This window comes from Type-F symbiont of Plautia stali, assembly GCF_059731105.1.
In genome coordinates, this window is the sequence record NZ_AP035909.1 from 2,014,715 (window position 1) to 2,038,501 (window position 23,787).

Annotated in this window: 25 protein-coding genes; 12 read left to right on the forward strand and 13 right to left on the reverse strand. The window is 58.7% G+C overall.

Annotated elements, in window-relative coordinates:
* Nucleotides 1-7: 7 nt before the first annotated feature.
* Both osmW and osmV read left to right on the forward strand, forming a co-directional pair.
* Nucleotides 8-655, forward strand: a complete 648-nt coding sequence (gene osmW / locus AC6I7A_RS09520) for an osmoprotectant ABC transporter permease OsmW (protein WP_058957927.1) — start codon at nt 8-10, stop codon at nt 653-655.
* Nucleotides 655-1,791, forward strand: a complete 1,137-nt coding sequence (gene osmV / locus AC6I7A_RS09525) for an osmoprotectant ABC transporter ATP-binding protein OsmV (protein WP_009090137.1) — start codon at nt 655-657, stop codon at nt 1,789-1,791. The genes osmW and osmV overlap by 1 nt, the downstream gene beginning before the upstream one ends.
* Before the next feature lie 266 nt (nt 1,792-2,057).
* Here osmV and AC6I7A_RS09530 read toward each other — a convergent pair whose 3' ends face one another.
* From AC6I7A_RS09530 to AC6I7A_RS09545, 4 genes are all read right to left on the reverse strand, one after another.
* Entirely contained in the window at nt 2,058-3,434 is a 1,377-nt protein-coding gene (locus tag AC6I7A_RS09530) for a uracil-xanthine permease family protein (protein ID WP_058957926.1), read from the reverse strand.
* Nucleotides 3,435-3,614: 180 nt separating this feature from the next.
* A complete protein-coding gene (gene bioD, locus AC6I7A_RS09535) occupies nt 3,615-4,313 on the reverse strand; it encodes a dethiobiotin synthase (protein WP_058957925.1) in 699 nt (232 codons plus the stop codon).
* A gap of 113 nt (nt 4,314-4,426) precedes the next feature.
* On the reverse strand, nt 4,427-5,644 hold the full coding sequence (gene mlc / locus AC6I7A_RS09540; protein WP_058957924.1) for a sugar metabolism global transcriptional regulator Mlc: 1,218 nt from the start codon (nt 5,642-5,644) through the stop codon (nt 4,427-4,429).
* A gap of 118 nt (nt 5,645-5,762) precedes the next feature.
* Complete coding sequence (locus tag AC6I7A_RS09545) at nt 5,763-6,668, reverse strand: LysR family transcriptional regulator (RefSeq protein ID WP_058957923.1); 906 nt, start codon at nt 6,666-6,668, stop codon at nt 5,763-5,765.
* 97 nt (nt 6,669-6,765) lie between these two features.
* Between AC6I7A_RS09545 and ynfM the strand changes: the two genes are divergently transcribed.
* From ynfM to AC6I7A_RS09565, 4 genes are all read left to right on the forward strand, one after another.
* Nucleotides 6,766-8,019, forward strand: coding sequence for a multidrug efflux MFS transporter YnfM/SxtP(Kp) (ynfM, locus tag AC6I7A_RS09550; protein ID WP_058957922.1), 1,254 nt, complete (start codon nt 6,766-6,768; stop codon nt 8,017-8,019).
* 178 nt (nt 8,020-8,197) lie between these two features.
* Nucleotides 8,198-8,458: a hypothetical protein gene (locus tag AC6I7A_RS09555; RefSeq protein ID WP_009090129.1), complete on the forward strand. Its 261-nt coding sequence runs from the start codon at nt 8,198-8,200 to the stop codon at nt 8,456-8,458.
* A gap of 111 nt (nt 8,459-8,569) precedes the next feature.
* Entirely contained in the window at nt 8,570-9,109 is a 540-nt protein-coding gene (gene cybB, locus AC6I7A_RS09560) for a cytochrome b561 (RefSeq protein WP_046101860.1), read from the forward strand.
* Between the two features lie 173 nt (nt 9,110-9,282).
* A complete protein-coding gene (locus AC6I7A_RS09565) occupies nt 9,283-10,467 on the forward strand; it encodes a sugar transporter (protein ID WP_009090127.1) in 1,185 nt (394 codons plus the stop codon).
* Between the two features lie 62 nt (nt 10,468-10,529).
* On the opposite strand, the gene bhsA (AC6I7A_RS09570) is transcribed toward AC6I7A_RS09565, so the two are convergent.
* Nucleotides 10,530-10,787 carry a multiple stress resistance protein BhsA gene (gene bhsA, locus AC6I7A_RS09570; protein ID WP_046101861.1) on the reverse strand — a complete coding sequence of 86 codons (258 nt, stop codon included), beginning with the start codon at nt 10,785-10,787 and terminating at the stop codon, nt 10,530-10,532.
* A gap of 35 nt (nt 10,788-10,822) precedes the next feature.
* Nucleotides 10,823-11,080: a multiple stress resistance protein BhsA gene (gene bhsA / locus AC6I7A_RS09575; RefSeq protein WP_009090125.1), complete on the reverse strand. Its 258-nt coding sequence runs from the start codon at nt 11,078-11,080 to the stop codon at nt 10,823-10,825.
* A gap of 308 nt (nt 11,081-11,388) precedes the next feature.
* Here bhsA (AC6I7A_RS09575) and AC6I7A_RS09580 point away from each other — a divergent pair, with 308 nt between their 5' ends.
* Nucleotides 11,389-12,039, forward strand: a complete 651-nt coding sequence (locus tag AC6I7A_RS09580; protein ID WP_009090124.1) for a TetR/AcrR family transcriptional regulator — start codon at nt 11,389-11,391, stop codon at nt 12,037-12,039.
* Nucleotides 12,040-12,072: 33 nt separating this feature from the next.
* Here the strand turns inward: AC6I7A_RS09580 and rhaM are convergent, their stop codons facing one another.
* From rhaM to rhaB, 4 genes are read right to left on the reverse strand one after another with little or no spacing between them, the layout of a single operon-like run.
* On the reverse strand, nt 12,073-12,387 hold the full coding sequence (gene rhaM, locus AC6I7A_RS09585; protein ID WP_058957921.1) for an L-rhamnose mutarotase: 315 nt from the start codon (nt 12,385-12,387) through the stop codon (nt 12,073-12,075).
* Nucleotides 12,377-13,219 carry a rhamnulose-1-phosphate aldolase gene (rhaD, locus tag AC6I7A_RS09590; protein WP_058957920.1) on the reverse strand — a complete coding sequence of 281 codons (843 nt, stop codon included), beginning with the start codon at nt 13,217-13,219 and terminating at the stop codon, nt 12,377-12,379. The genes rhaM and rhaD overlap by 11 nt, the downstream gene beginning before the upstream one ends.
* Before the next feature lie 11 nt (nt 13,220-13,230).
* Nucleotides 13,231-14,487 carry an L-rhamnose isomerase gene (locus AC6I7A_RS09595; protein WP_009090120.1) on the reverse strand — a complete coding sequence of 419 codons (1,257 nt, stop codon included), beginning with the start codon at nt 14,485-14,487 and terminating at the stop codon, nt 13,231-13,233.
* The gene (gene rhaB, locus AC6I7A_RS09600; protein ID WP_058957919.1) at nt 14,480-15,952 is read right to left on the reverse strand and encodes a rhamnulokinase; all 1,473 of its coding nucleotides are present in this window, start codon (nt 15,950-15,952) and stop codon (nt 14,480-14,482) included. Before rhaB ends, AC6I7A_RS09595 begins: the two co-directional genes overlap by 8 nt.
* Nucleotides 15,953-16,243: 291 nt before the next feature.
* On the opposite strand from rhaB, the gene rhaS reads away from it, so the two are divergent.
* On the forward strand, nt 16,244-17,065 hold the full coding sequence (gene rhaS / locus AC6I7A_RS09605; RefSeq protein ID WP_058957918.1) for an HTH-type transcriptional activator RhaS: 822 nt from the start codon (nt 16,244-16,246) through the stop codon (nt 17,063-17,065).
* 11 nt (nt 17,066-17,076) lie between these two features.
* Entirely contained in the window at nt 17,077-17,943 is an 867-nt protein-coding gene (rhaR, locus tag AC6I7A_RS09610) for an HTH-type transcriptional activator RhaR (RefSeq protein WP_009090115.1), read from the forward strand.
* A 272-nt stretch (nt 17,944-18,215) separates the two neighbouring features.
* On the opposite strand, the gene rhaT is transcribed toward rhaR, so the two are convergent.
* The gene (gene rhaT / locus AC6I7A_RS09615; RefSeq protein ID WP_009090114.1) at nt 18,216-19,250 is read right to left on the reverse strand and encodes an L-rhamnose/proton symporter RhaT; all 1,035 of its coding nucleotides are present in this window, start codon (nt 19,248-19,250) and stop codon (nt 18,216-18,218) included.
* 359 nt (nt 19,251-19,609) lie between these two features.
* Between rhaT and AC6I7A_RS09620 the strand changes: the two genes are divergently transcribed.
* Nucleotides 19,610-19,933: a hypothetical protein gene (locus AC6I7A_RS09620; RefSeq protein WP_058957917.1), complete on the forward strand. Its 324-nt coding sequence runs from the start codon at nt 19,610-19,612 to the stop codon at nt 19,931-19,933.
* Between the two features lie 41 nt (nt 19,934-19,974).
* The gene (locus AC6I7A_RS09625; protein ID WP_008925225.1) at nt 19,975-20,073 is read left to right on the forward strand and encodes a YoaK family small membrane protein; all 99 of its coding nucleotides are present in this window, start codon (nt 19,975-19,977) and stop codon (nt 20,071-20,073) included.
* A gap of 63 nt (nt 20,074-20,136) precedes the next feature.
* On the opposite strand, the gene AC6I7A_RS09630 is transcribed toward AC6I7A_RS09625, so the two are convergent.
* Nucleotides 20,137-20,403 carry a DksA/TraR family C4-type zinc finger protein gene (locus AC6I7A_RS09630; protein WP_058957916.1) on the reverse strand — a complete coding sequence of 89 codons (267 nt, stop codon included), beginning with the start codon at nt 20,401-20,403 and terminating at the stop codon, nt 20,137-20,139.
* 197 nt (nt 20,404-20,600) lie between these two features.
* Here AC6I7A_RS09630 and aldA point away from each other — a divergent pair, with 197 nt between their 5' ends.
* Nucleotides 20,601-22,037, forward strand: a complete 1,437-nt coding sequence (aldA, locus tag AC6I7A_RS09635; protein ID WP_498004821.1) for an aldehyde dehydrogenase — start codon at nt 20,601-20,603, stop codon at nt 22,035-22,037.
* A 46-nt stretch (nt 22,038-22,083) separates the two neighbouring features.
* Here aldA and AC6I7A_RS09640 read toward each other — a convergent pair whose 3' ends face one another.
* A complete protein-coding gene (locus AC6I7A_RS09640; RefSeq protein ID WP_058958403.1) occupies nt 22,084-23,679 on the reverse strand; it encodes an ABC transporter substrate-binding protein in 1,596 nt (531 codons plus the stop codon).
* Nucleotides 23,680-23,787 lie beyond the last annotated feature (108 nt).

Consider the following 23,787-nt stretch of genomic DNA (forward strand, 5'->3'; position numbering starts at 1 on the left):
AGGCACTGTGGATACCCTTCACTACATCATGGATAACTGGAATACCCTGCTGACCCTGAGCTGGCAGCACAGCTGGCTGGTGCTGGTCGCGGTCGGACTGGCGATTGTCATTGGCGTGCCGCTCGGCATTCTGATTGTCCGGGTCCGGTGGCTGGCGGCCCCGATTCTCGGCATCGCCACCGTGGTGCTGACCATCCCGACCATTGCGCTGTTTGGTCTGATGATTCCGCTCTTTTCACTGATCGGTCAGGGCATCGGTGCGCTGCCCGCTATCACCGCTGTGTTCCTCTACTCCCTGCTGCCGATTGTGCGCAACACGCACACCGCACTGGAGAACCTGCCGGGCGGTCTGCGTGAGGCGGGTCGTGGTATCGGCATGACCTTCTGGCAGCGTCTGCGCTGGGTGGAGATCCCGATGGCGCTGCCGGTCATTTTTGGCGGCATCCGCACCGCCGTGGTGATGAACGTCGGCGTCATGGCGATTGCCGCCGTGATTGGAGCTGGTGGCCTGGGCCAGCTGCTGCTGGATGGCATCAGCGGCAGTGATATTCGCATGTTAATTGCCGGGGCACTGATGATCTGTCTGCTGGCTATTTTTCTTGACTGGCTGCTGCACCGTTTGCAGCAGGCGCTGACTCCTAAGGGGATTCGATAATGATCACGCTGGAAAACCTGACGAAAACCTTTACCCAGAAAAACGGTACCACCAACAAAGCCGTCGATAACGTCAGCCTGCATGTGCCAGCCGGTGAGATGTGCGTCCTGCTGGGGCCATCGGGCTGCGGAAAAACCACTACCCTGAAGATGATTAACCGCCTTATCCCTGCCACCAGTGGCCGGATTCTGATCAATGGCGAAGATACCAGTACGCAGGACACCACCACCCTGCGTCGCAACATCGGCTATGTGATCCAGCAGATTGGACTGTTCCCGAACATGACCATCGAAGAGAACATTACCGTGGTGCCGCGGATGCTGGGCTGGGATAAGAAGCAGTGTCACGAGCGCGCGACCGAGCTGATGAGCATGGTGGCGCTGGACCCGACTAAATTCCTGCATCGCTATCCGCGAGAGATGTCCGGCGGTCAGCAGCAGCGCATCGGGGTGATTCGTGCGCTGGCGGCGGATCCACCGGTGCTGCTGATGGATGAGCCTTTCGGGGCGGTTGACCCGATTAACCGTGAAGTCATTCAGAACGAGTTTCTTGATATGCAGCGTCAGCTGAAGAAAACCGTGATGCTGGTGAGTCACGATATCGATGAGGCGCTGAAGCTCGGCGACCGGATTGCGGTGTTTGGTCAGGGTAAGATCGTGCAGTGCGCCAGCCCGGATGAGCTGCTGGCCACGCCGGCGAATGATTTTGTCGGCTCGTTTGTCGGTCAGGACCGCACGCTGAAGCGCCTGCTGCTGGTGCAGGCGGGCGACGTCACCGATCAGCAGCCAACCATTACCGTGCGTCGTTCTACGCCGCTGGAGGAAGCCTTTGGCACCATGGATGAGAACGATATGCGCTCGATTACCGTGGTCGATGAGGATGGCAAACCGCTGGGCTTCGTGAAGCGTCGCGAGGCGCGCAACGTCAGCGGCCGCTGTGAAGAGCGCCTGCATACCTTTAAGGTGACCGGCAAAGCGGAAGAGAACCTGCGCGTGGTGCTGTCAAAGCTCTATGAACACAACACGGTCTGGATGCCGATTGTTGATGAGGAGGGTCGCTACAGCGGTGAGATTTCGCAGGATTATATCGCCGACTACCTGAGTTCAGGCCGCACGCGTCGTCGCCTGAATACGTAAACTCCTCTGTTAATGAAAGGGCCACACGGCCCTTTTTGTTACCGCGGACAGGCCCGAATTAAACCGCAATAACGTTGCTTAAGGCGAAGGGAACAGGGTCAGAAGAGGAAAGCGTCCCGCGCCAGGGATGGCGCGGGCCGAGCCTGTCATGGATGACATCTTTTGCGTCTTTCCGATCTGACCCTGTTCCCTGCGCAGGTGCGATCTTACAGCAAGCCGGGCCACAGGCTGGCACCCCGTCCCGCTGGCGGACTCCTCTCAGCCGGTCATCCCTCCGTCAGCGTCTCCGCCTCAACCTCTTCCACCGTCCGCGCCTCATCCGGCAGCACCAGATTCAGCACAATGGCCAGGATGCCACCGGTAGTGACCGCATGACCAAACAGGCTGCCGATCAGCGGCGGGAACTGCTTCAGCACGTCCGGCACCGCTTCCACACCCAGCCCGATGCCGAAGGCGATCGCGACGATCAGCATCTCGCGGCGACCAAGCGGTGTCTGGGTCATCACCCGGATACCGGCCGCAACCACGCTGCCAAACATCACCACGGTCGCGCCGCCCAGTACCGGCGGTGGGATCTGCTGCAGCAGGGAGCCAACCGCCGGAAAGAGCCCCAGCAGCGCCAGCATAATGCCCAGCAGCATCCCCACGTAGCGGCTGGCAACGCCGGTCATCTGGATGACACCGTTATTCTGCGCAAAGGTGGTGTTAGGAAAGGCCGAGAAAACCGCGGCCAGCACGCAGCTCAGGCCATCGGCGACAATACCGCCCTGCAGCCGCTGCTGGAAAGGCTTACCGGTGATCGGCTGCTGTGAAATCAGACAGTTGGCCGTCAGATCGCCCACCGCTTCAATCACCGCGATGACAGATACCAGCGCGATAGGCAGAAAGATGGTCCAGTCGAAGGCGAAACCAAAGCGGAAAAAGGCCGGCAGCACCAGCCAGCTGCTCTCCGGCGCGGCCTTCAGCTGCAGATGGCCGGTTAACGCCGCCGCCACACACCCCACGGCGATACCCGCGACCACGGCAACCAGCCGCGCCCAGCGGTTTCGCGAGCGGTTCAGCGCCACAATCACCAGCAGCGTCAGCGCACCCAGCGCCAGATTTCCCGGCGCGCCAAAGTCCGTGGCATTGTGACCGCCCGCCCAGTCGGTGATGCTCACTTTGATCAGGCTGATACCAATCAGCGTAATCACTGTGCCGGTGACGACTGGCGTCAGCACCTTACGCAGCGCGCCGACGCAGCGGCTGATCAGCACCGGGATCAGTGCCGCTACCAGGTTACAGCCAAACAGCATCGCCAGAATCTCTTCAGGCGAACCGCCACGCCCCTTGATCATTAATCCACCCGACAGGATCACACCCAGAAACGCAAAGCTGGTGCCCTGCAGACAGATCATCCCGGCACCGACGCCATAAAAGCGCCGGGCCTGCATAAAGGTGCCCAGACCGGAAACAAACAGGGACATGCTGATCAGATAAGGAATATAGGCCTGCAGTCCCAGCACCGAACCGATAATCAGCGGCGGGGTAATAATGCCGACGACGCTGGCAAGCAGATGCTGCAGTGCGGCAAAGAATGCCGGTACGGGACCAATGCGGGCTTCAAGCCCATATAACAAACCTTTCTCGTGCGAGTGCGACATGGTGGTGCTCCAGCTCTGTGTGGTTAGCGGAGTTAATGCATTTTCTGCGCCATCACGTCGGGGATTCGCGGTTAACGATCCAGGTCATTCAAATATAAGCGGAAATAGTTACAGAAAACGGGTCGCGAGCCTGAAACTTTAGGCTCACGACCCGCTCAGATGACTTGTTTTGTTTCAGTATCAGGCGATCTTTGCACTCACAGCGTGCAGATCGGGCTGCTCCAGCAGAGAAATATCGATCCAGGAGGTCAGATCGCGCTGTTCAGGACGGGGCAGATAAGGAAGTTCACCCAGCAGCGGTGCCGCAATCTTTTCACGCAGCACCTCAATGATGTCACTGTAGTGCGCCAGCCCCGGATTGACGCGGTTAGCCACCCAGCCCACCAGCGGCAGGCCATCGTGCGCGATGGCTTCCGCGGTCAGCAGCGCATGACTGATGCAGCCCGACTGAATACCGACCACCAGCACAACCGGCAGCTGCTGTTCTGCGACCCAGCGCGAGAGCGGACGTCCGTCGTTCATCAGACTGCGCCAGCCGCCGGTGCCCTCCACCACCACCCGATCGGCCTGCTGCGTCAGATGTGTCAGACCCTGAGTCAGCCGGGAATAGTCGATTATCTGGCTGGGATGGGTGCAGATCTCCTCCTCCTCAAACACCAGCGGATTAATCGCCTCATAAGGCAGGTCGATGGATGAAGCGCTTTGCAGAACCTGTGCATCTTTGTTACGCAGGCCATCAGCGGTTTTGACCGCACAGCGCGCGACAGGCTTATAGCCGACGGCACTGACGTTGCTCTGAATAAAACATTGCAAAAGGGCGCGGGACACCACCGTTTTGCCTGTAGCTGTATCGGTGCCGGTAACAAATAGTCTGTTCACTCCACTTCTCCTCTCAAAGCGTTGCGGCTAATCGGTGATTAGCCCTGCTGCGAAACGGCATTTTAAGGAATCCAGAATGAGAACAGATTGCGTTAGCGCAAGTTCAGGCCCGCTTAACCTTGCAACAGTTTCACTAACAGGTGTCCGTTATAGAGAGCGTCTTTGATCAGCGCGGCGGCACCGAGTGTGCCCGGTTCGCTGAATTCAGTGGGGGCCAGCTGAATGCCTGCACTGTAGGCAGGCAGGGACTGCTGCAGAATCGTGTTGCTCACCGCCGGAAACAGCACCTCTGCCGCCGCATTCAGCGGAGAACCGATAAGAATATGTTGTGGATTAAAAATATTAACCATCATCGCCAGAATCCGGCCTGCATGATGACCGACGCTGGCGATGGTGTCGCGCGCCAGGCGATCGCCCGACAGGGCGGCCTCACATAATGATGACAGCGTCAGCTCCTGACGATTAAGCAGGCTGTCGGGCTGGGCCGCCAGACGCTGCGCCGCCAGCGCCAGCAGACTGCCGGTACTGGCGACCGTCTCCAGACAGCCGTGATTGCCACAGTAGCACTGCTGACCATAAGGATCGATTTGCGTATGGCCGATCTCGACCAGCGCCCGCCCCCGCTTATGCAGCAGCTGGCCGCCGCTGATCACCCCGGCTCCGACCGTTTCATCGATTACGATCTGAATCACATCCTGCGCGCCGCGCGAAGCGCCGAACAGCGACTCCGCCAGCGTCCAGGCGGAGATATCGTGCTGCACAAACACCGGTAATCCCGTGTGCGCCTCCAGCGCATCGCCCAGCGGCATATCGCGCACCTGATAGCCCGGCAGCCGATGCACCACACCTGACGCGGCGTTAATCAGCCCCGGCAGCGTGATGGCGATGGCCGTCAGACGCTCCAGCTTTTTCTGATGACGGATAAAGAAGGCATCCACCTGTTCAATCAGGGCGGTCAGCAGCGGCTGAGCGGATTCATCAGGCAGCGGCAGGCTCTCTTCGGCCAGCGCCTGACTGCTGAGATCGCGCAGCGTAAAGGTCATGGCACCGCGATGCAGACGAATGGCCAGATAGTGCCAGGCCACCGTGTCCAGAATCAGGCCGATGGCCGGACGGCCACGACTGCCGGGTTCCTGAAACTCCGTCTCCTGCACCAGATGCGCGTCCAGCATTTCACGCACAATTTTTGTGATGCTGGCTGGCGCAAGCTGGGCACGGCGGGAAAGTTCGATACGCGAAATGGGACCATAACGGTCAATCAGCTGATATACGACACCTGCATTGGTCTGCTTGATCTGGTCAATATGGCCAGGTTGACTGTCCGGATTCACAACCCTGCTCCCGGTTATTTTCGCGCTTCTAAATAAACATGCGCCATGGTGAGGCAGATCAGGCAACAGCGTCAAATATTTGATTAGAAATGTGATTTATCGCACATATTGGCCTCTGTCAAAGGGCGCTTCCGGGCCGGTTCTCCCGCAGTAGCGCCATCATATTCGCCATCGGTGCGGTGATTTCGCGGCTGGCAGACCAGACCAGCCACAGCTCTGAAATGGCATCCTCTTCCGTCAGCGGCAGCCAGACCAGATCGGCCAGCTGCGCCCGGCGGAAGGAGGCGGGCAGGATGGAGACGCCAAGACCGGTTGCCACCAGCCCCAGAATGGTCATCGCTTCCCCCACTTCCTGGGTGATATAGGGCTGGATCTGATAGCGATGCAGCAGCGCCAGGATATCGCTGTAGAGCGCGGTTCCGCCCTGGGCATCAAAGAAGACGAAGGGTTGGGCGGCCAGCGCGGTGACGGAGATCGCGCCGGCATCGGCCAGCGGATGCGCTTTGTGCACCACCGCACACAGCGGCTCGCTCATCAGCAGCTGATGCGCGAGATCGGCGGGCAGCGGCGTGTTGCGCATTACGCCAAGATCGAGCCGCCCCTCATGCAGCGGGGCCAGCTGCTGGCGGGTATTAATTTCCTGCATCTGAATATGCACCTGCGGCCAGCGCTGGCGAAAGCGAAACAGCGCGTCGGAGACCACCGCGGTAAAAGGCGCCGAGGAGGTGAACCCGATTCGCAGCCCGCCCTCCTCTCCCCGATGCAGCCGGGCTGCCCGGTCGGCCGCCTGCTCAACCTGCAGCAGGACGGCGCGGGCATCGTTCAGCAATTGCTGTCCGGCAGCGGTCAGCTGAACGCTGCGGTTGGTCCGGTTAAAGAGTCGGGCCCCGGTTTCGGCCTCCAGTTGCAGTATCTGCTGACTGAGTGGCGGCTGGGAGATGTTCAGCCGCCGGGCCGCGCGCCCGAAATGGAGCTCCTCGGCCACCGCAATAAAGTAGCGCAGGTGACGTAACTCAATATTCATATCTGAAACGTCTCATTTAAGATTATTAATATATTAGACATCATAATGATGCCTGCCTAAGCTGACGACAGGTTTTTTTACTCTTAAAGGAAAGTGTGTGAGTCACTCAACAGAGGCCGCCGCGGTAAATGACGAGGCGGGTCGTGTGCCTTCAGAACCGGTGGCTGCGTCAGGTTATATCCGTCGGGGTTCGCGGCAGTTTATGCGCGTGACGCTGGCGCTCTTCTCCGCCGGTCTGGCGACCTTTGCCCTGCTCTATTGTATCCAGCCGATCCTGCCGGTGCTCTCGCATCAGTTTGGCATCTCACCGGCAACCAGCAGCCTGTCACTCTCTATCTCAACCGGCCTGATGGCGCTGGGCCTGCTGGTGACCGGGCCGCTTTCGGATGCTATCGGCCGCAAATCGGTGATGGTAACAGCCCTGATGCTGGCCGCCATCTGCACGCTGATCTCAGCCACCATGAGCAGCTGGCACGGCATTCTGATCATGCGGGCGCTGATGGGGCTGTCGCTCAGCGGGGTGGCGGCGGTGGGCATGACCTACCTCAGCGAGGAGATGGATGCGCGGGTCGTCGCCTTCTCTATGGGGCTCTATATCAGCGGAAACTCTATCGGCGGCATGAGCGGGCGTCTGCTGAGCGGTGTGCTGACCGACCTTTTCTCATGGCGGATCGCCGTAGCGGTGATTGGCCTGTTTTCGCTGGCTTCGGCGCTGATGTTCTGGAAGATCCTTCCCGCTTCACGTCATTTTCGTCCCATCACGCTGCGTCCGCGCAACCTGCTGATTAACTTCCGGCTGCACTGGCGCGATCCCGGCCTGCCCTGGCTGTTTGCCGAAGGGTTCCTGCTGATGGGTGCCTTTGTCACGCTGTTTAACTACATCGGCTACCGGCTGCTGGATGCCCCCTGGCATCTGAGTCAGGCCGTGGTCGGGTTGTTGTCGGTGGTCTATCTCACCGGCTCGTGGAGTTCGCCGAAAGCGGGTGCGCTGACCAGCCGGCTGGGACGGGGACCGGTGATGCTGGGTGCGACCGCCATTATGCTGCTGGGACTGCTGATCACGGCGTTCAACTCGCTCTGGCTGATCCTGCCGGGGATGATGCTGTTCACCGCCGGCTTCTTTGCCGCCCATGCGGTTGCCAGTGGCTGGATTGGCCCGCGCGCACGCCGGGCGCGGGGCCAGGCCTCATCGCTTTATCTGTTCAGCTACTACGTGGGTTCCAGCGTCGCCGGGACGCTGGGCGGTCTGTTCTGGCATAACTTTGGCTGGCACGGCATCACGCTGTTTATCAGCACCCTGCTGCTGCTGGCGTTGCTGGTGGCCTGGCATCTGCACCGCAAAAAGCTCTGATTTCCCTCTTCTGCCAGGCCCGGATGGCCTCACCAGGCCTGGCAGCACCACACGCTGACTGTCGCTCATCCTCTTCCCTGAAAATCCCCCGCGAAAAAACCCCACAATTCCCGCTATAATCGGTTTTATTGAATCATTTCATCTGCTTTGCCTCTTAACACGGCAACAAGGAACGCCTGTGGCTCTCTACTACTACGTCAATAAACAATCGGGATATAACGATAATCATGTGGTGCATGCCGCTGGCTGCCCGCATCTTCCCGACATGGAAAACCGACTGTTTCTGGGCAGTTTTTATCACGTCAATGCCGCCATTCTTCAGGCAAAAAAATATTACGTGGGGGCTATCGGCTGTGAGAACTGCTGCCCGATTAATGCCAGCCACCTGCCGGAGACGCCGCTCAGCGTCGCCCAGAAACATACGCCGGGGTCACGCTAAGCTGTAGGAGGGTGTCGGCGTGAAATTTACTTACCGCTGCGCTAATTTGTTAAGCATCAGCGCCGTTTTCCGTTATGTTACTCTTCCTGACTCTTTTTGATGGAAAGCACGATGCGGGATAAGTTTGCGCGTTCTCAGATCGCCCTTCACTGGCTGACTTTTTTACTGGTCGTGACAGCCTACGCCACCATTGAGCTGCGCGGCTTTGTGCAGCGCGGCTCCTGGCAGGGGTACGCCATGATCATCACCCACTTCAGCGCAGGTGCGACCGTTCTGGTGCTGATGATCGCCCGCCTGTTTCTGCGTACCCGTCATCGCACGCCACCCATTACGCCAGCCGCGCCGCGCTGGCAGACCGGGGTGGCTCATCTGACGCACACCCTGATCTATGCCCTGTTTATCACCCTGCCGATCCTCGGCCTGTCGTCGCGCTACCTCAAGGGGCGGGAGTGGTGGCTGTTTGGCATCAGCATGCCGGTTGCACCGGAGCCCAATTTTGACCTGGCGGATACGCTGATCGACTGGCATGAAACCCTGGCACCGCTGGGATACTGGCTGATCGGGCTGCATGCGGCGGCGGCGCTGTTTCATCACTATCTGCTCAAAGACAATACCCTGCTGCGCATGATGCCGCCTCGCCGAGGGCAGTAATCTTATCCCGTCGCCCCTGAACGGGGCGATAAAAAAATTTCCGCCTTAAAAGCCGGTTATCAGGTTTCGCTTCCCGCTTTATTCACTACAATGGTCTGTAATTTGTGACGCAGGTCACTTTCGCTGGATGTCTGCCACATCCGAATTCGCTGTACTGACAGATTTGACACCTCATGCAACCAACAACTGTTTCACGTAAAACTGCCTGGCTACGCGTGGTCTTGCTGGCCATCGCGGCTTTTGTATTTAATACCACCGAATTTGTACCGGTGGGTCTCCTTTCGGACATCGCGGCTGACTTTTCCATGCAGACGGCGGATGTCGGGATCATGCTGACGATCTACGCCTGGGTGGTCGCGCTGCTGTCACTGCCGCTGATGCTGCTGACGCGCAACGTGGAGCGGCGACTGCTGCTGGGGGTGCTGTTTACGATCTTTATCGTCAGTCACGTCCTGTCGACTTTCGCCTGGGACTTTCGGTCGCTGATGGTCTCACGCGTCGGCATCGCCCTCTCTCACGCGGTGTTCTGGTCGATCACGGCTTCACTGGCTATTCGCGTGGCCCCGGCCGGAAAGAAAACGCAGGCGCTGAGTATGCTGGCGACCGGAACCGCACTGGCCATGGTGCTGGGGGTGCCGATTGGCCGCGTGGTGGGTCAGTATCTTGGCTGGCGAACCACCTTCGGCGCGATTGGCCTGTCGGCACTGGTGCTGATGATCATGCTGGTACGGATACTGCCGCGTCTGCCCAGTGAACACACCGGCTCGCTCAGCAGCGTGCCGATGCTGTTTCGTCGTCCGGCGCTGGTCAGCATGTATCTGCTGGTGACCATTGTGGTGACCGCGCACTACACGGCCTACAGCTACATCGAGCCCTTTATGCAGAGCGTGGCGCAATCCAGCGGCAATTTCACCACCCTGCTGCTGCTGCTGTTTGGCTCTGCGGGTATTCTGGGCAGCGTGCTGTTCAGCACCCTGGGCAATAAATTCCCTTCCGCGCTGCTGATTGCCGCGATTGCGCTGATCACCCTCTGCATGGGACTGCTGATCTTTGCTGCGGTTCGTCCGACGGCGATCGCTATCCTGTGCATCGTCTGGGGCATGGCGATGATGATGATTGGACTGGGTATGCAGGTGCGGGTGCTGTCTCTGGCGCCGGATGCAACGGATGTGGCAATGTCACTCATGTCCGGCATCTACAATATCGGCATAGGCGCAGGCGCGCTGCTGGGAAGCCAGGTCAGTCTCTATCTGAATATGTCGGAAGTCGGCAACGTCGGGGGGATGATCGGTCTGGTGGCGTTACTGTGGTGTGTCTATATTTTCCGCCGTTATCCTCAGCTTCGCAGTAATGGCTAAGACCGGCGCGGAGAGGATAAAAAAAGGCTTCAGATAAGCAGGTTATCTGAAGCCTGTTTCTCTTATTTATAGAGAATGGCGGTGCCATGCAGGTTGTTGCTGCCAGAGGTCGAAGTGATGCGGAAAGACTTTGCACCCGCATCGCTGGCCTTTTCTGACAGTTGCTGCTCAAGCGAGGTCAGATTGCTGCTGCCCGTCGCGCTGATGACGCCCACGCGTTGCTGATCCAGTGGCGTGCTGCTCACCTGCTGCGCCGCCACGCTGGTGAACGAGAGGCCACTGAGCAGGGCCGCCGCCACTATCATACTGATACGTTTCATAACGAACCCCTTCTTCATATCTGCCGGATGCCCGGTTACTGATAAATCACCGCCGTGCCGTGCAGTTTGTTCTGACCGCTGGTTGAGGTGATGCGGAACGATTTCGCACCGGCTTCATCCGCTTTGGCGTTGAGCTGCGCTTCGACTGAACTCAGGTTGGTGCCGCCCAGCACAGAGATAGTGCCGACAGGCTGCTGATTAGCCGGTTCGCTGGTAACCAGGTCAGCGGCAGACGCGCCAAAAGTCAGTGTGGTAAGTGCCAGAACAGCCAGGGTAGTTTTGATGGTTTTCATAATCTTCTCTCTTTTCAGTGATCGTGTTCAGTGGGTCTGAAATCGGTTGTCGCCATTTAATTAACGACCGTTAAATAAATGATAGACCCCGATCAGGCTGGCCGTCAATATTTATTTAATGAGCGTTATTTTAATCGCGACGTGGCGTGATTATGGGCTTCAGCCCCTTTTCTGACTTAACCATAGGGGCGATAAAACCGGGCTGGCGCACAAAATGGCAACCCCGGAGGACGGCCTGCCTCTCCGCTCTTGCACATTTTTATAATGATCGGTAATTTAATAGAGTGTTCCCCAGTCAGAGAGGATGTATGAGTCAGGTTCAGGATTGCGATACCCGGAAATGCCGTGGCCGTCCCAAAGTGTTCGATCGTGAAGCCGCGCTCGATAAGGCACTGACCCTGTTCTGGACCCACGGGTACGAAGGCACCTCGCTCGCCGATCTGGTGGCCGCTACCGGTGCTAAAGCGCCGACGCTCTATGCGGAGTTCGTCAATAAAGAGGGATTATTCCGCGCCGCGATGGAGCGCTATGTTGAGAAATTCAGCGCCTGGCGTGACGCGGCCCTGGGCGATGATAAGCTGGCGGTTTCAGAGGCGGTTGAGGCCTATTTCCGCGCTACCGCGGCCTGCTTTACCGAACGCGACTCGCCCGGCGGCTGCTTCTTTATCTGCACCTCAAGCGCCCTGTCGGCGGCTTCTGCGGATATTGCGGCCATGCTGCAAGAGCAGCATCAGTCACAGGAGCAGGTTTTAAAGGATTTCCTCTGCTCGCGTCAGCAGCGTGGTGAACTGGGAGAGTCAGTGGACATTGCTGCGCTGTCGCGCTATCTGAGCTGTCTGCTTCAGGGCATGTCGGTGCGGGCGCGGGAAGGTGCGGAGCGCGCAGACCTGGAGAGTATTATCGATACGCTGATGGCGATGTGGCCTACCCTGACAGGACTGTGTCAGGCTCAGCGGTAAGATTCAGGGCGGGATTCCCGCCCTGTTGCACGTTCAGCTGAGAAAGAAGACCGGCCGGAGCGGCTGACTGACGGGACTGTTGTCCGCATGAGAGGGCATCAGATCCTTCATGGAGGCCCACCAGCGCTGACAGACTGCCGTTTGCGCCACCGCGTTCCAGCGCGCTTCCGATTCAATTTCAACGCTGGCAAAGAGCAGATGCCGCTCCTCATCCAGCCAGATGGCATAATTACGGGCACCATGTGCTTTCAGCGTTTCAGCCAGTTCGGGCCAGATAGGTGAGTGACGACGCTCATACTCCGCATGACAATCCGGATTGACCTGCATCACAAAGGCTTTACGCAACATGGACAGGCCCCGCATCCAGTGCCGGTTGCCAGGGCGTGACACCAAAACGTTTACCCAGCGCGACCAGCTGTTCTGTGGTGATGCTCTGACGTATCCCGCCCATCGACAGCACCTTAACCATCACTTCAGATGATTTCTCGGCGGTGTCAATCAGCCCAAACGTCTCATCGAGCGTCGGGCCGGTGCCAAAGACGCCGTGGAACGGCCACATCACCAGCGTGTGCGACTGCATCTGCGCCGCCGTCGCGGCGCCGATCTCATCGGTGCCGGGCACCATCCAGGGCAACACGCCCACGCCATCCGGGAAGACCACCAGACACTCGGTGCTCCCCTCCCACAGCAGGCGGGTAAAGCGCGCCGAATCCATCTCAACCACATAACTCAGAGCAATAAAGTGGGTGGCATGACAGTGCATAATCACCCGATCTCTGCCGCCGCTGACCGCCTTGCGCACCGCATGCGACTGAAAATGTGACGCCAGTTCGGAGGTCGGCAGCCCGCCGTTGACCAGCCCCCAGTGAATTTTGCAGGAGAGCCCCTGGCTGTCGACCTGCAGCAGTGCCAGGCAGTCCGCGGGGTCCAGCTGAACGTTGCGCATAAATTTTCCCGACCCGGTCACCAGAAACCAGTCGTTTGCCAGCGCCGGGGCGGGCTGACTCAGCTCGAAACAGCGAGGCTCCTGGCAGAAATCAGCCCTGAAGGGGCTCACCTCCTCCTCACTCAGCCGCAGGCTGACGTTGCCACCATTGCGTTCATCCCATCCCTTCAGCCACATGTCGCTGGTTGCCTTAACCATTCCCTTTACAAACTCTGAAGCAAGAATGCTTTGCATAATGAAATCCCTTAACGTTGGCTCAAAATCTGCTGTTCATAATGGCGCACATCACTTAACCAGCTGGCGTCAGTTGGAACGTCATGACGCAGGCACCAGGCTTCCCACACCGCCTGCCACGGCAGTGATTTCTGCTCTTCCAGCCAGACCAGCCGCGCGGTGTAATCCCCGCCATTCTCAGCCTGACGCAGACGATCGGTCGGCTCCAGCAGGGCGCGCAGCAGCGCCTTCTGGGTATTGCGGGTGCCGATAACCCAGGCCGCAATCCGGTTGATCGATGCGTCAAAGAAATCGAGGCCGATATGCACTTTGTCGAACAGCTGGTGACGGACGATCTCACTGGCAATAGCCTGCGTTTCATCATCCAGCAGCACCACATGATCGCTGTCCCAGCGCACCGGACGGCTGACGTGCAGCAGCAGGCGCGGCACGTAGAGCATGGCGGCGGAGATCTTGTCGGAGATCACCTCGGTAGGATGGAAATGGCCCGCATCCAGGGTCAGTGCCGTCTGACGGCTGGCGGCGTAGCCGAGATAAAACTCATTTGATCCCACGGTGTAGCTCTCTGCGCCGATACCGAACAGCTTGCTCTCTACCGCATCGATGTGATGCTGCGGGTTGAGTTTTTCCGCAATGACCTCATCCAGAGCGCTCATCAGACGCTGACGCGGCGCCAGCCGGTCGACGGTGATATCCTTCATGCCGTCCGGTACCCAGATGTTCATCACTGAAGGCGTGCCCAGCTGCTCACCAAAGTGGGCGGAGATGCGGCGACTGGCTTTGCAGTGGTCGATCCAGAACTGGCGCACGGTTTGATCGCTGTGCGACAGCGTAAACCCGTCAGCACTGAGCGGATGTGAGAAGCAGCTGGGGTTAAAATCGAGCCCCACGCCCCGCTCTCTGGCCCATTCGACCCAGCGCGCGAAATGCGCCGGCTCAATAGCGTCCCGTTCAACCGGCCTGTCGCTCTCCAGATAAAGTGCGTGCAGATTCAGACGCTTGAGGCCGGGGATCAGCGACATCGCCTTATCGATATCACCGCGCAGTTCGCTGGCGTTGCGTGCACGTCCCGGATAGTTGCCGGTCGCCTGAATGCCGCCGGTGAGGGCGGCCTGCGGGTTTTCAAATCCCCGCACATCGTCGCCCTGCCAGCAGTGCATGGAAACCGGGATTGTGTCGAGCTGGCGAATAGCCTCTTCAGCATCAACCCCAATATCGGCATAGCGTTGTTTAGCCAGTTCAAAGGCCTGTTCTGTCTGCTTAGTCATAAGCGGGTTCCTCTGCGGGTTGACTCAGCGTCGCGAAGCGGGCCTGACTGGCCGCGAAGACGTCTGAAATGTGTGGTTCGAATGTTTCGAGGGGGAAGGTGTTCATCACGCAGTTGCGGAAATCGGCGACATCCGTCAGTTCGCCGAGGGCAATCAGCTGGCAGCCGACGTTACCCAGCGTGGAGGCCTCTACCGGCCCGGCCAGCACCGGAATCTCACAGGCATCTGCACAGAGCTGATTCAGAAAACGATTCTGGCTGCCACCGCCGACCACATGCAGCCGGGTGAAGGGCTTCCCGCGCAGCGCGGCGAGTTCGCTGATGACCTGACGGTAGAGCAGCGCCAGGCTGTCAAAAATGCAGCGGGCCAGCGCAGCGGCGGATTGCGGCACGGGCATGCCCTGCTCTGCGCAGGCTTTCTGAATCTCGCTGACCATGTTGTCAGGATTGATAAAGCGCGGATCGTTGGGGTTAATCAGCGAAAGACAGGCGGGCTGACGGGCGGTCTCAGCGATCAGCGCACAGAGGTCGTCAATCTGCCGTTCAGCACAGAGACGCTGCAGCAGCCATAAACCCATGATGTTTTTCAGGACGCGATAGCCTTCTGCGCCGCCTTCGTTGGTAATATTGGCACGCAGTGCCGCCTCGCTCGCATAGGGTTGCAGGCTTTCAAAGCCCATCAGCGACCAGGTGCCGGAGCTGAGATAGGCGGCATCCTCCTGCAGCAGCGGCGTGGCCAGCACTGCGCTGGCGGTGTCGTGGGTGGCCACCGCAATAACCGGCACCGCCTCGCCCCGCTGACTCCGCCAGTGTCCCACTGTGTTGCCCGGCGCCTGCGGCTGACCGAACCAGCCTGCCTCAATCCCCGCCCAGCCAATCAAATCGCGATCCCACTCGCCGCTGTGAATATTGAGCATCTGGGTGGTGGTGGCGTTGGTGTACTCCCAGTTGAGGTTGCCGGTCAGGCGGAAGTGCAGGTAATCCGGGATCATCAGCGCATGTGCCACACGCGCCTGCCAGTCAGGCTGCTGCTGATGCAGGGCGCGCATCTGATAGAGCGTATTGAAAGGCAGAAACTGAATGCCGGTTTTTGCATAGATGGCGCTGTGGCCCAGCTCCTGCTGCGCCTGCGCCATCAGGCCGTGGGTGCGTGCATCACGATAGCTGACCGCTTCACCCACCGGCTCACCCTGCGCATCCAGCAGCACCATATCCACGCCCCAGGTGTCGATGCCGATACTGTCCGGCACGATCCCCTCCTCAACAGCCTGCTCCAGCCCGGCACGGATCGCCTGCTCCAGCATCGCCAGATCCCAGCAGTCATAGCCGGCACAACGCAGACGCCGGTTTTCAAAACGGCGGATTTCACGCAGATCCAGCTGGCGCTGCGCATCATCCCAGCGGGCGAGCATGACCCGGCCGCTGGATGCGCCGAGATCGATAGCAATGATATTTCGCCTGGTCATGGTGGCTTTTCCCTGTGATTAAGTGGTCACAGAGTAAAAATCGGGTCGCCTGAACACCTTCCCGGCAGTGCCAGCGGCCGGGGTGCCCTGGCAGACCTGCAAAGAATGTCGTGAGAGAGATCACAGAGGCAGCAGTAAGCACGATGTGACCCCTGCCGCAAATCTGTTAACTACAGGGGATTTCTTGAAAAATCAGCAGGATTCCTGATGAGACGTGCTGAAAATTCAAGGTAAGGTAACGGTGTCCTGATTAGACTGCGTTGCAGTTTTGTTAATCAGTGAGGGACGATCATGACTCTGTTGCACAGTGCGGATTTTTTTCCTGACGGCAATTACGCGATTGCGATTGAACCCCGTATCCCCCAGGCCCCCTTTCCGGAGCATCATCATGATTTTCATGAAATCGTTCTGGTTGAGCACGGCGCCGGGATTCATGTGTTCAATGGTCAGCCACAAACGCTCTGCGCCGGCTGTGTCTGCTTTATCCGCGATCACGATCGTCATCTTTATGAACAGACGGATAACCTCTGCCTGACCAATGTGCTCTATCGCAGCCCCGGCGCGTTCCGTTTTCTCTCCGGATTGCAGGCGCTGCTGCCGTGCGAACGGGATGGGGATTATCCTTCTCACTGGCGCATCAATCAGAAGGTGATGGCGCAGGCCCTGAGTGTGGCAGCGCAGATGCAGCAGCACGAGGCCTGGTCACTGGACAGGCAGGCGCGGCAGGAGCAGCTCTTTTTACAGCTGCTGGTGCTGTTACGTGAAGCCTGTCGTGATGGCGGTCGTCAGGATCAGGAGGCGCGTCTGCATCGCCTGCTGGACTGGCTGGCAGATCATTACAGTGACGAGATTGTCTGGGATGAACTGGCCGACCGTTTCTCTCTGTCGCTGCGAACGCTGCACCGACAGATGAAGCAGCAGACCGGCAGTACGCCGCAGCGTTATCTGAACCGTCTGCGCTTGTTACAGGCGCGTCACCTGCTGCGTCACAGCGATCTGCGCATTACCGACATCGCCTTCCAGTGTGGATTTGGAGACAGCAACCATTTCTCTACCCTGTTCAGGCGCGAATTTGGCTGCGCCCCGCGAGCGGAGCGCCAGCAGATGAGGTAAAGGAGCCGACTATGGCGTTGATACTCAGTCGTGATGACTATTTTCCCGCCCCCAGTTTACCGGTGGCGGTTGCTGAAAGGATGCCACAACCCTCTTTTCCGCCGCACCGACACGAGTTCAGCGAAATCGTCATCGTCTGGCGCGGTAATGGCCTGCACGTCCTCAACGATCGCCCCTGGCTCATCACCTGCGGCGACCTCTTTTTTATCCGCGACAGCGACTGCCATAGCTACGACAGCGTTAACGATCTGGTGCTGGATAACATTCTCTACTGCCGCGACCGCTTTGGTCTGGCGCTTGACTGGGATAGCCTGCTGCCGCCACAGGGCCCCGAAGCCCCTGGCTGCTGGCGTCTGACCACCCGCGGTATGGGGCTGGCGCGCGGTGTGATCAGCCAGCTGGAGCGTGAAAGTCGCAAGAGCGATCCCCTGTCGGTTCAGCTCTCTGAAGCCCTGTTTCTGCAGCTGGTGCTGATTCTGCGGCGCCACGGTTACGCCGCCGATCGCCCCTGGGTTCTGCCGGAGGGGGAACAGCTCGATCTGCTGATGTCAGCGTTGCAGGGGGCGATTACCCGGCCGTTTGATCTGGCTGCGTTCTGCCAGCAAAACCAGCTGAGCGAACGAGCGCTGAAACAGCTTTTCCGTCAGCAGACCGGGATGACCATCGGCCATTACCTGCGTCAGTTACAGCTCTGTCAGGCAAAATATCTGCTGCGAACGCAGGCGTGCCTGATCAGCGAAGTGGCGGCCCGCTGCGGCTTCGATGACAGTAACTATTTTTCCGTGGTTTTCACCCGTGAAACCGGCCTGACACCCAGTGCCTGGCGTCAGCGATTTCTCCCCTCCGGGCCAGCGCTGAAAAGCGCCGAACCGGAATAACACGGCTCTGCAGAGCGGGCTCGTAAAGATCTGTTCCGTATCGCTGTCAGGGGGAGCCAGTACAGGGAACAGGGTCAGATCGGAAAGTCGCTTAAGCCATCCATGGCCGCTCGGCCCGCGCCGTCCCTGGCGCGGGACGCTTTCCTCCTCTGACCCTGTTCCCTGTACCCTGAATTTTGCATCGCGGCCTGATCCGCCCGGTCAGATGGAAACCTGGTGATTGGGCCTGTCAGACAGGCCCGTTCTCCTCCGCGCCGCAGGAAGCCTGCGGCTTACGCTGCCATACCCAGCCCAACGATGTTTGCCGCGATGATAATGACCACGCAGCCAATCGATAACACACTGACCGGGCGGCGTCCCGCTGACTTCCACTCTTTCAACAGCAGGCCTACCAGTCCCCCGCACAGCACATACAGGCTCATGTGCAGCATCCAGCTGACATAGTCATACTGCGGCGGGATTCGGGCGTGGCCCCAGGCGTAAAAGAAAAACTGCAGATACCACATGGTGCCGCCAAGCACGGCGAACGCGGTATTAGCAATAAGCAGCGGCCTGGCGACGGAAAAGTCCCTGCGAACTGACAGATCGGGTCGGGTAGCCAGCCGCCAGAAGCAGAAGCCCAGGTTCACCAGCGCCCCACCGCCCATGATGATCACATAGCTGGGTAACGCCACATAGAGCGGGTCGATCCCCAGATTCGCGGCGGCCTGATGCATCGGCTTGGCGGCATCCATCGCAAAGGACATCCCCGCCGAGAAGATGCCGCACATTACCGCCAGCAGCAGACCCTTCCTAAGATTAAACTCTTCGGCGTTGATCCCCAGCGCCCGCTCCTTCAGCAATCCGGCACGCGACACAATCCCGACGCCAGCCAGGGCCACCAGCACGCCCAGTAAGGTCAGCCGCCCCCCCGCAGAGGCAAATAACTCGCCAAAGCGCCCCTGCAGCAGCGGCGTCATCAGCGTGCCGACCACCAGCGTAATACCAATCGCGATGCCGATGCCCATCGACATGCCGAGATAGCGCATGGTCAGTCCGTAGTTGATATTACCGATGCCCCACATCGCGCCGAAGAGAAACACGGGTGTCAGCTGCGACAGCGTGAAGCTGCTGTAATAAGCCCGGAAGTCGGGCAGCAGAATGGCACTGACCGCCCACGGCAGGATCAGCCAGGAGATCAGGCCCCCCACCGACCACATGGTTTCCCAGGACCATCGTTTTACCTGCTTAAACGGCGCGTAGAAACACGCGGCGCTGGCAGCGCCGACAAAATGCCAGAAAATCCCCGCAATAATGGCACTGTTCATTGTTATTCCCCGGTTTGGTTGAGGTCTGTCGGAAAGCGCTCAGCTTCCGCTCAGCAGGCAGTCTACGGTTTGCATCGATTCCTCAGCCTTTGGATGAATGCCGGAAGCCCGCGCGGAGTGGCAATATTGACCCGATGCTGCTGTCAGGGATCACAATTCTGCAGTTGTCAGAGGCCGGGCTGCCTGAACAGGTAAGTGCCTTATAATTCACTGTTTTTCCCCTTTTTGCTGTGTGGCGCAGCACAATTCCCGCGTCACTGCCATGCACGCCACCCGCGTGGCAGAGGCGCAAAGAAGCCTTTCATTCCCACCTGCAAGGTCGTATACACTGGGGAAAATTGATCGGTTCAGGGTTCAGGATGACGACTAAGTGGTTAACACTGTTTCTTTCGCAGGCAGTCAGCCGGGTGATGCTGGATGATATCCGCGCGATAGTGCCTGCTGAGGCGCTAAAGGTGTTTGTGAATGGCATGGATGAAGCCCACTACGCCACCATCGAATGTATACAGGCGGAGCAGCACTGCGCGCTGATCGCCTCCGCGATTGTGGTCTGGCGTCAGCTGGGGCATATCGAGCATATTCTGTATAAGAAGGGAGAGGTGTTAAGGGAGGAGACCGAGGCCACGCAGTTTCAGCTCTTTACGCTGCTGAAAACCCATCGCGCAGTGCTGCAGATCTCATGATAAGATTGCGCCCCCATAGTGCTGTTTGCAGCAGGTAGAGTATGAGAATTGGCATCCTGTTTCCGATCGCCATCATTGTGGCAGGCGTCGGCTTTCTGGCGTGGTTTATCGGCAGCGGTCTGGCCATGCCAGGCTCGTAACGGCTAAGGCAGCAGCGTGACGCGCGCTGCCCGTCCCCCGGCGTGGCCGACTGCGGGTCACGGTTAGCGCAGCTGACTGTCTTTACTGCCCCGACGGTTATATAAACTGCGGGTCTGCTGCTGTTTATCGATTTTTTCCTGACAGGCTACGCAGTAGCGTACCCCTTTCAGCGCCTGGCGGCGGGCTTCAGGAATCGGCTCGCCACAGAGTTCACATTCGGTCGCGCTTTCGCCATGACCGAGCGACTGCCTCACCCGCTCGATGCCATCATTGACGGTGCTGTCAATCTGCTCCTGTACTGCGCCTTCTGACGCCCATCCGTTAGCCATGATACACCCCCTTTTTTCATTACATTGCTTCTATAAATCTACAACATATTGACGTTTTTGCCGCAGAGCAGCGCACTATCTGTGACTGGCTGCCAGCCAGACGCCGCCACTGGCACTCAGCATAAGGTCACCCGCCCGCATCTGCTTCACCCTGCCATCACATTACTGCAACGTGTCGATAGCGGAGAGTTAAGTAAATGACAACACATCATCAACATTACATTAATGGCCAGTTTGTCGGTTCGCAGGGTGACCAGTGGATTGAGGTGATCAACCCGGCCACCGAGGCGTTGCTGTCACGCATCCCGCAGGGAAGTCGTGAGGACGCCCGTCTTGCCATCCGCGCGGCAGAAGCCGCTCAGCCGGACTGGGAGGCGCTGCCTGCGGTAGAGCGTGGTCTCTGGCTGCATAAAATCGCCTCGGCCATCCGTGAGCGCGAACCGGAGCTGACGGCCACGATTGTGGCCGAAGGCGGAAAAACGCAGGGACTGGCGAAGACCGAAGTGCTGTTTACCGCCGACTATCTCGATTACATGGCGGAGTGGGCGCGGCGTTATGAAGGTGAAATCATCAACAGCGATCGACCCGGTGAGCATATCTTCCTGTTCAGAAAGGCGATTGGGGTGACAACCGGGATACTGCCGTGGAATTTCCCCTTCTTCCTGATCGCCCGTAAAGCCGCACCTGCCCTGATCACCGGCAACACCATCGTCATTAAACCCAGTGAGCTGACGCCAAACAATGCGGCGATCTTCGCCGATATTCTGCAGCAGACAGGCCTGCCCGCTGGGGTGATCAATATCGTCTATGGTTTCGGGCAGGACGTGGGCCAGGAGCTGGCGGCAAACCCGAAAGTCGGGCTGGTCAGCCTGACGGGTAGCGTCGGTGCAGGCATCGCCACCATGCAGGCCGCAGCACAGAACGTCACCAGCGTCTCCCTGGAGCTGGGCGGTAAGGCCCCGGCGATTGTCATGGCGGATGCTGACCTGGAGCTGGCCGTGCGCGCCATCGTCGCTTCGCGAATGATAAACAGCGGCCAGGTCTGTAACTGCGTTGAACGGCTCTATGTGCAGGAGGCGATTTATGACCGCTTTATCAACGCGCTCACGGCGGCTTTTCAGCAGGTGACCCTGGGTGACCCCGCCGAACAGAGCGATATTGATATGGGGCCGCTGATCAGCGCTGCGGCACGGGATCGGGTTGAGCAGAAGGTGGCTGAGGCGGTCGCCGCAGGTGCCAGCGTGGTGCTGGGCGGCCGGCGCGCCGGCGAGAAAGGCTTTTTCTTCCAGCCCACGCTGCTGACCGGGGTTCGTCAGGAGATGCCGATTATGCAGGAGGAGATATTCGGGCCTGTGCTGCCGGTGATGAGCTTCAAAACGCTGGATGAGGCGATAGCCCTGGCAAACGACTGCCAGTATGGGCTGACCTCTTCCCTCTATACGCAGGATCTCAACACCACGCTCTACGCCCTGCGTAAGCTGAAGTTTGGCGAAACCTATGTTAACCGTGAAAATTTTGAGGCCATGCAGGGCTTTCATGCCGGATGGCGCAAATCGGGCATTGGCGGTGCCGATGGTAAACATGGTCTGGAGACCTATCTGCAGACCCATGTTGCCTACCTGCAGGGCCATTAACAAAACGGGCCGCACAGGCGGCCCGTTTAATCTTTCTGTTCGCGACTCACTGACTGATGTCGACCGGATAGAAGATGTGTTTGCCAAAGGGATCGACCTGATAGCCGCTGACCGATTTGCGCACCGGCTCGAAGATCGTCGAGTGCGCAATCATCACCGCGGGCATCTGGTCATGCATCATCTGCTGCGCCTGCAGATAGAGTGCGGTGCGTTTGCCCTGATCCGGTTCGGCACGCGCTTCGGTAATTAACTTTTCAAATGGCTGATAGCACCATTTCGACGAGTTAGACCCGCCCTGCGCCGACGTGCAGCTGTAAAGCGGGCCAAAGAAGTTATCCGGATCGCCGGTCGCAGTGGTCCAGCCCATGAGTGCCGCCTGATGCTCGCCGCTGGGTACCCGTTTCAGGTACTCGCCCCACTCGTAGCTGACGATGCTGGCTTTGATGCCGACTTTGGCCCAGTCCGCCTGAATCATCTCCGCCATGCGGCGCGCGTTAGGGTTATAGGGGCGCTGCACCGGCATCGCCCAGAGCGCGATCTCCGTGCCCGGTTTGACCCCCGCCTGCTGCAACAAAACTTTGGCCTGCTCTGGATCGTAGTCGTAATCTTTCAGATCCTTATCGGCGCTCCAGACGCCCGGCGGCAGGATATTTTTTGCGACCGTGCCGGTGCCTTTGAAAATCGCCTCGATGATGGCCGGTTTGTTAATGGCCATCGCCAGCGCCTGGCGCACTTTGACATTGTCGGTGGGAGCTTTAGTGGTGTTAAACGCCAGGAAACCGGTGTTCAGCCCCGCCTTCTGTTCCAGGGTGATGTCGGGGTTAGCGCGCATCTTCTCCAGATCGGCGGGATTAGGGAACGGCATCACCTGACACTCGTTCTTCTCCAGTTTGGCATAGCGCACGGAAGCATCCGGCGTAATGCTGAACACCAGCCGATCAATCTTCGCCTTGCCCTGCCAGTAGTCAGGAAACGCCTTGTAGAGAATGCGTGAATCCTTCTGATACTGCACCAGCTCAAACGGGCCGGTGCCAATCGGATTCATATCCACCTTCTCCGGCGTCCCCGCCTTCAGCATGGCATCAGCATATTCGGCTGAGTGGATCGAGGCGAAATACCAGGCGAGATCGGCCAGAAACGGCGCTTCAGGATGTGAGAGCGTAAAGCGGACGGTGTGATCGTCCACCCGGTCGATGCTTTTGATCAGGGTGGAGAGTTCCAGACTTTCAAAGTTCGAGTAGGTGCCGCCAGAGACGTTGTGGTAGGGGTTTTTCGGGTCCATCTGGCGCATAAACGAGAAAATCACATCATCGGCGTTAAAGTCGCGGCTGGGTTTAAACGCCTTATTACTCTGAAACTTTACGTTCTGCCGCAGATGGAAGGTATAGACCTTGCCGTCAGGGCTGATCTCCCAGCGTTCAGCCAGACTGGGCACCAGCTCGGTGGTGCCGGGGGTGAAGTCCACCAGCCGGTTGAACACCGGCACGGCGCTGGCATCCACACTGGTCCCGGAGGTGTAGAGCTGAGGATTGAAGTTTTCTGGCGAACCTTCAGAGCAGTAAACCAGGGTTCTGGCGTTCACGCTGCCAGCCAGCGCGACGCCTGCCGTCATCAGCGCTAAGGTGGCTATCTTTGTTTTCATTATCATCCTCGCTTTGTATTGACTTCTGGTGGGCACAATATCTAAATGAATCATTCAGATGCTTCATTGATAGCACGATTCGGCACCATAGCGAACCCTGCCTGTAGC

Excerpts from the sequence above, each read along its gene's own strand:
- rhaM (WP_058957921.1), bottom strand. The coding sequence starts at position 12,387 with ATGTTGCGTAAAGCCTTTGTGATGCAGGTCAATCCGGATTGTCATGCG.
- rhaD (WP_058957920.1), bottom strand. The coding sequence starts at position 13,219 with ATGCAAAGCATTCTTGCTTCAGAGTTTGTAAAGGGAATGGTTAAGGCA.
- rhaB (WP_058957919.1), bottom strand. The coding sequence starts at position 15,952 with ATGACCAGGCGAAATATCATTGCTATCGATCTCGGCGCATCCAGCGGC.
- AC6I7A_RS09545 (WP_058957923.1), bottom strand. The coding sequence starts at position 6,668 with ATGAATATTGAGTTACGTCACCTGCGCTACTTTATTGCGGTGGCCGAG.
- osmV (WP_009090137.1), top strand. The coding sequence starts at position 655 with ATGATCACGCTGGAAAACCTGACGAAAACCTTTACCCAGAAAAACGGT.
- AC6I7A_RS09620 (WP_058957917.1), top strand. The coding sequence starts at position 19,610 with ATGACGACTAAGTGGTTAACACTGTTTCTTTCGCAGGCAGTCAGCCGG.
- AC6I7A_RS09565 (WP_009090127.1), top strand. The coding sequence starts at position 9,283 with ATGCAACCAACAACTGTTTCACGTAAAACTGCCTGGCTACGCGTGGTC.
- AC6I7A_RS09630 (WP_058957916.1), bottom strand. The coding sequence starts at position 20,403 with ATGGCTAACGGATGGGCGTCAGAAGGCGCAGTACAGGAGCAGATTGAC.
- AC6I7A_RS09640 (WP_058958403.1), bottom strand. The coding sequence starts at position 23,679 with ATGAAAACAAAGATAGCCACCTTAGCGCTGATGACGGCAGGCGTCGCG.
- bhsA (WP_009090125.1), bottom strand. The coding sequence starts at position 11,080 with ATGAAAACCATCAAAACTACCCTGGCTGTTCTGGCACTTACCACACTG.
- cybB (WP_046101860.1), top strand. The coding sequence starts at position 8,570 with ATGCGGGATAAGTTTGCGCGTTCTCAGATCGCCCTTCACTGGCTGACT.
- AC6I7A_RS09580 (WP_009090124.1), top strand. The coding sequence starts at position 11,389 with ATGAGTCAGGTTCAGGATTGCGATACCCGGAAATGCCGTGGCCGTCCC.
- rhaT (WP_009090114.1), bottom strand. The coding sequence starts at position 19,250 with ATGAACAGTGCCATTATTGCGGGGATTTTCTGGCATTTTGTCGGCGCT.
- bhsA (WP_046101861.1), bottom strand. The coding sequence starts at position 10,787 with ATGAAACGTATCAGTATGATAGTGGCGGCGGCCCTGCTCAGTGGCCTC.
- rhaR (WP_009090115.1), top strand. The coding sequence starts at position 17,077 with ATGGCGTTGATACTCAGTCGTGATGACTATTTTCCCGCCCCCAGTTTA.
- aldA (WP_498004821.1), top strand. The coding sequence starts at position 20,601 with ATGACAACACATCATCAACATTACATTAATGGCCAGTTTGTCGGTTCG.
- AC6I7A_RS09595 (WP_009090120.1), bottom strand. The coding sequence starts at position 14,487 with ATGACTAAGCAGACAGAACAGGCCTTTGAACTGGCTAAACAACGCTAT.
- AC6I7A_RS09625 (WP_008925225.1), top strand. The coding sequence starts at position 19,975 with ATGAGAATTGGCATCCTGTTTCCGATCGCCATCATTGTGGCAGGCGTC.
- rhaS (WP_058957918.1), top strand. The coding sequence starts at position 16,244 with ATGACTCTGTTGCACAGTGCGGATTTTTTTCCTGACGGCAATTACGCG.
- AC6I7A_RS09530 (WP_058957926.1), bottom strand. The coding sequence starts at position 3,434 with ATGTCGCACTCGCACGAGAAAGGTTTGTTATATGGGCTTGAAGCCCGC.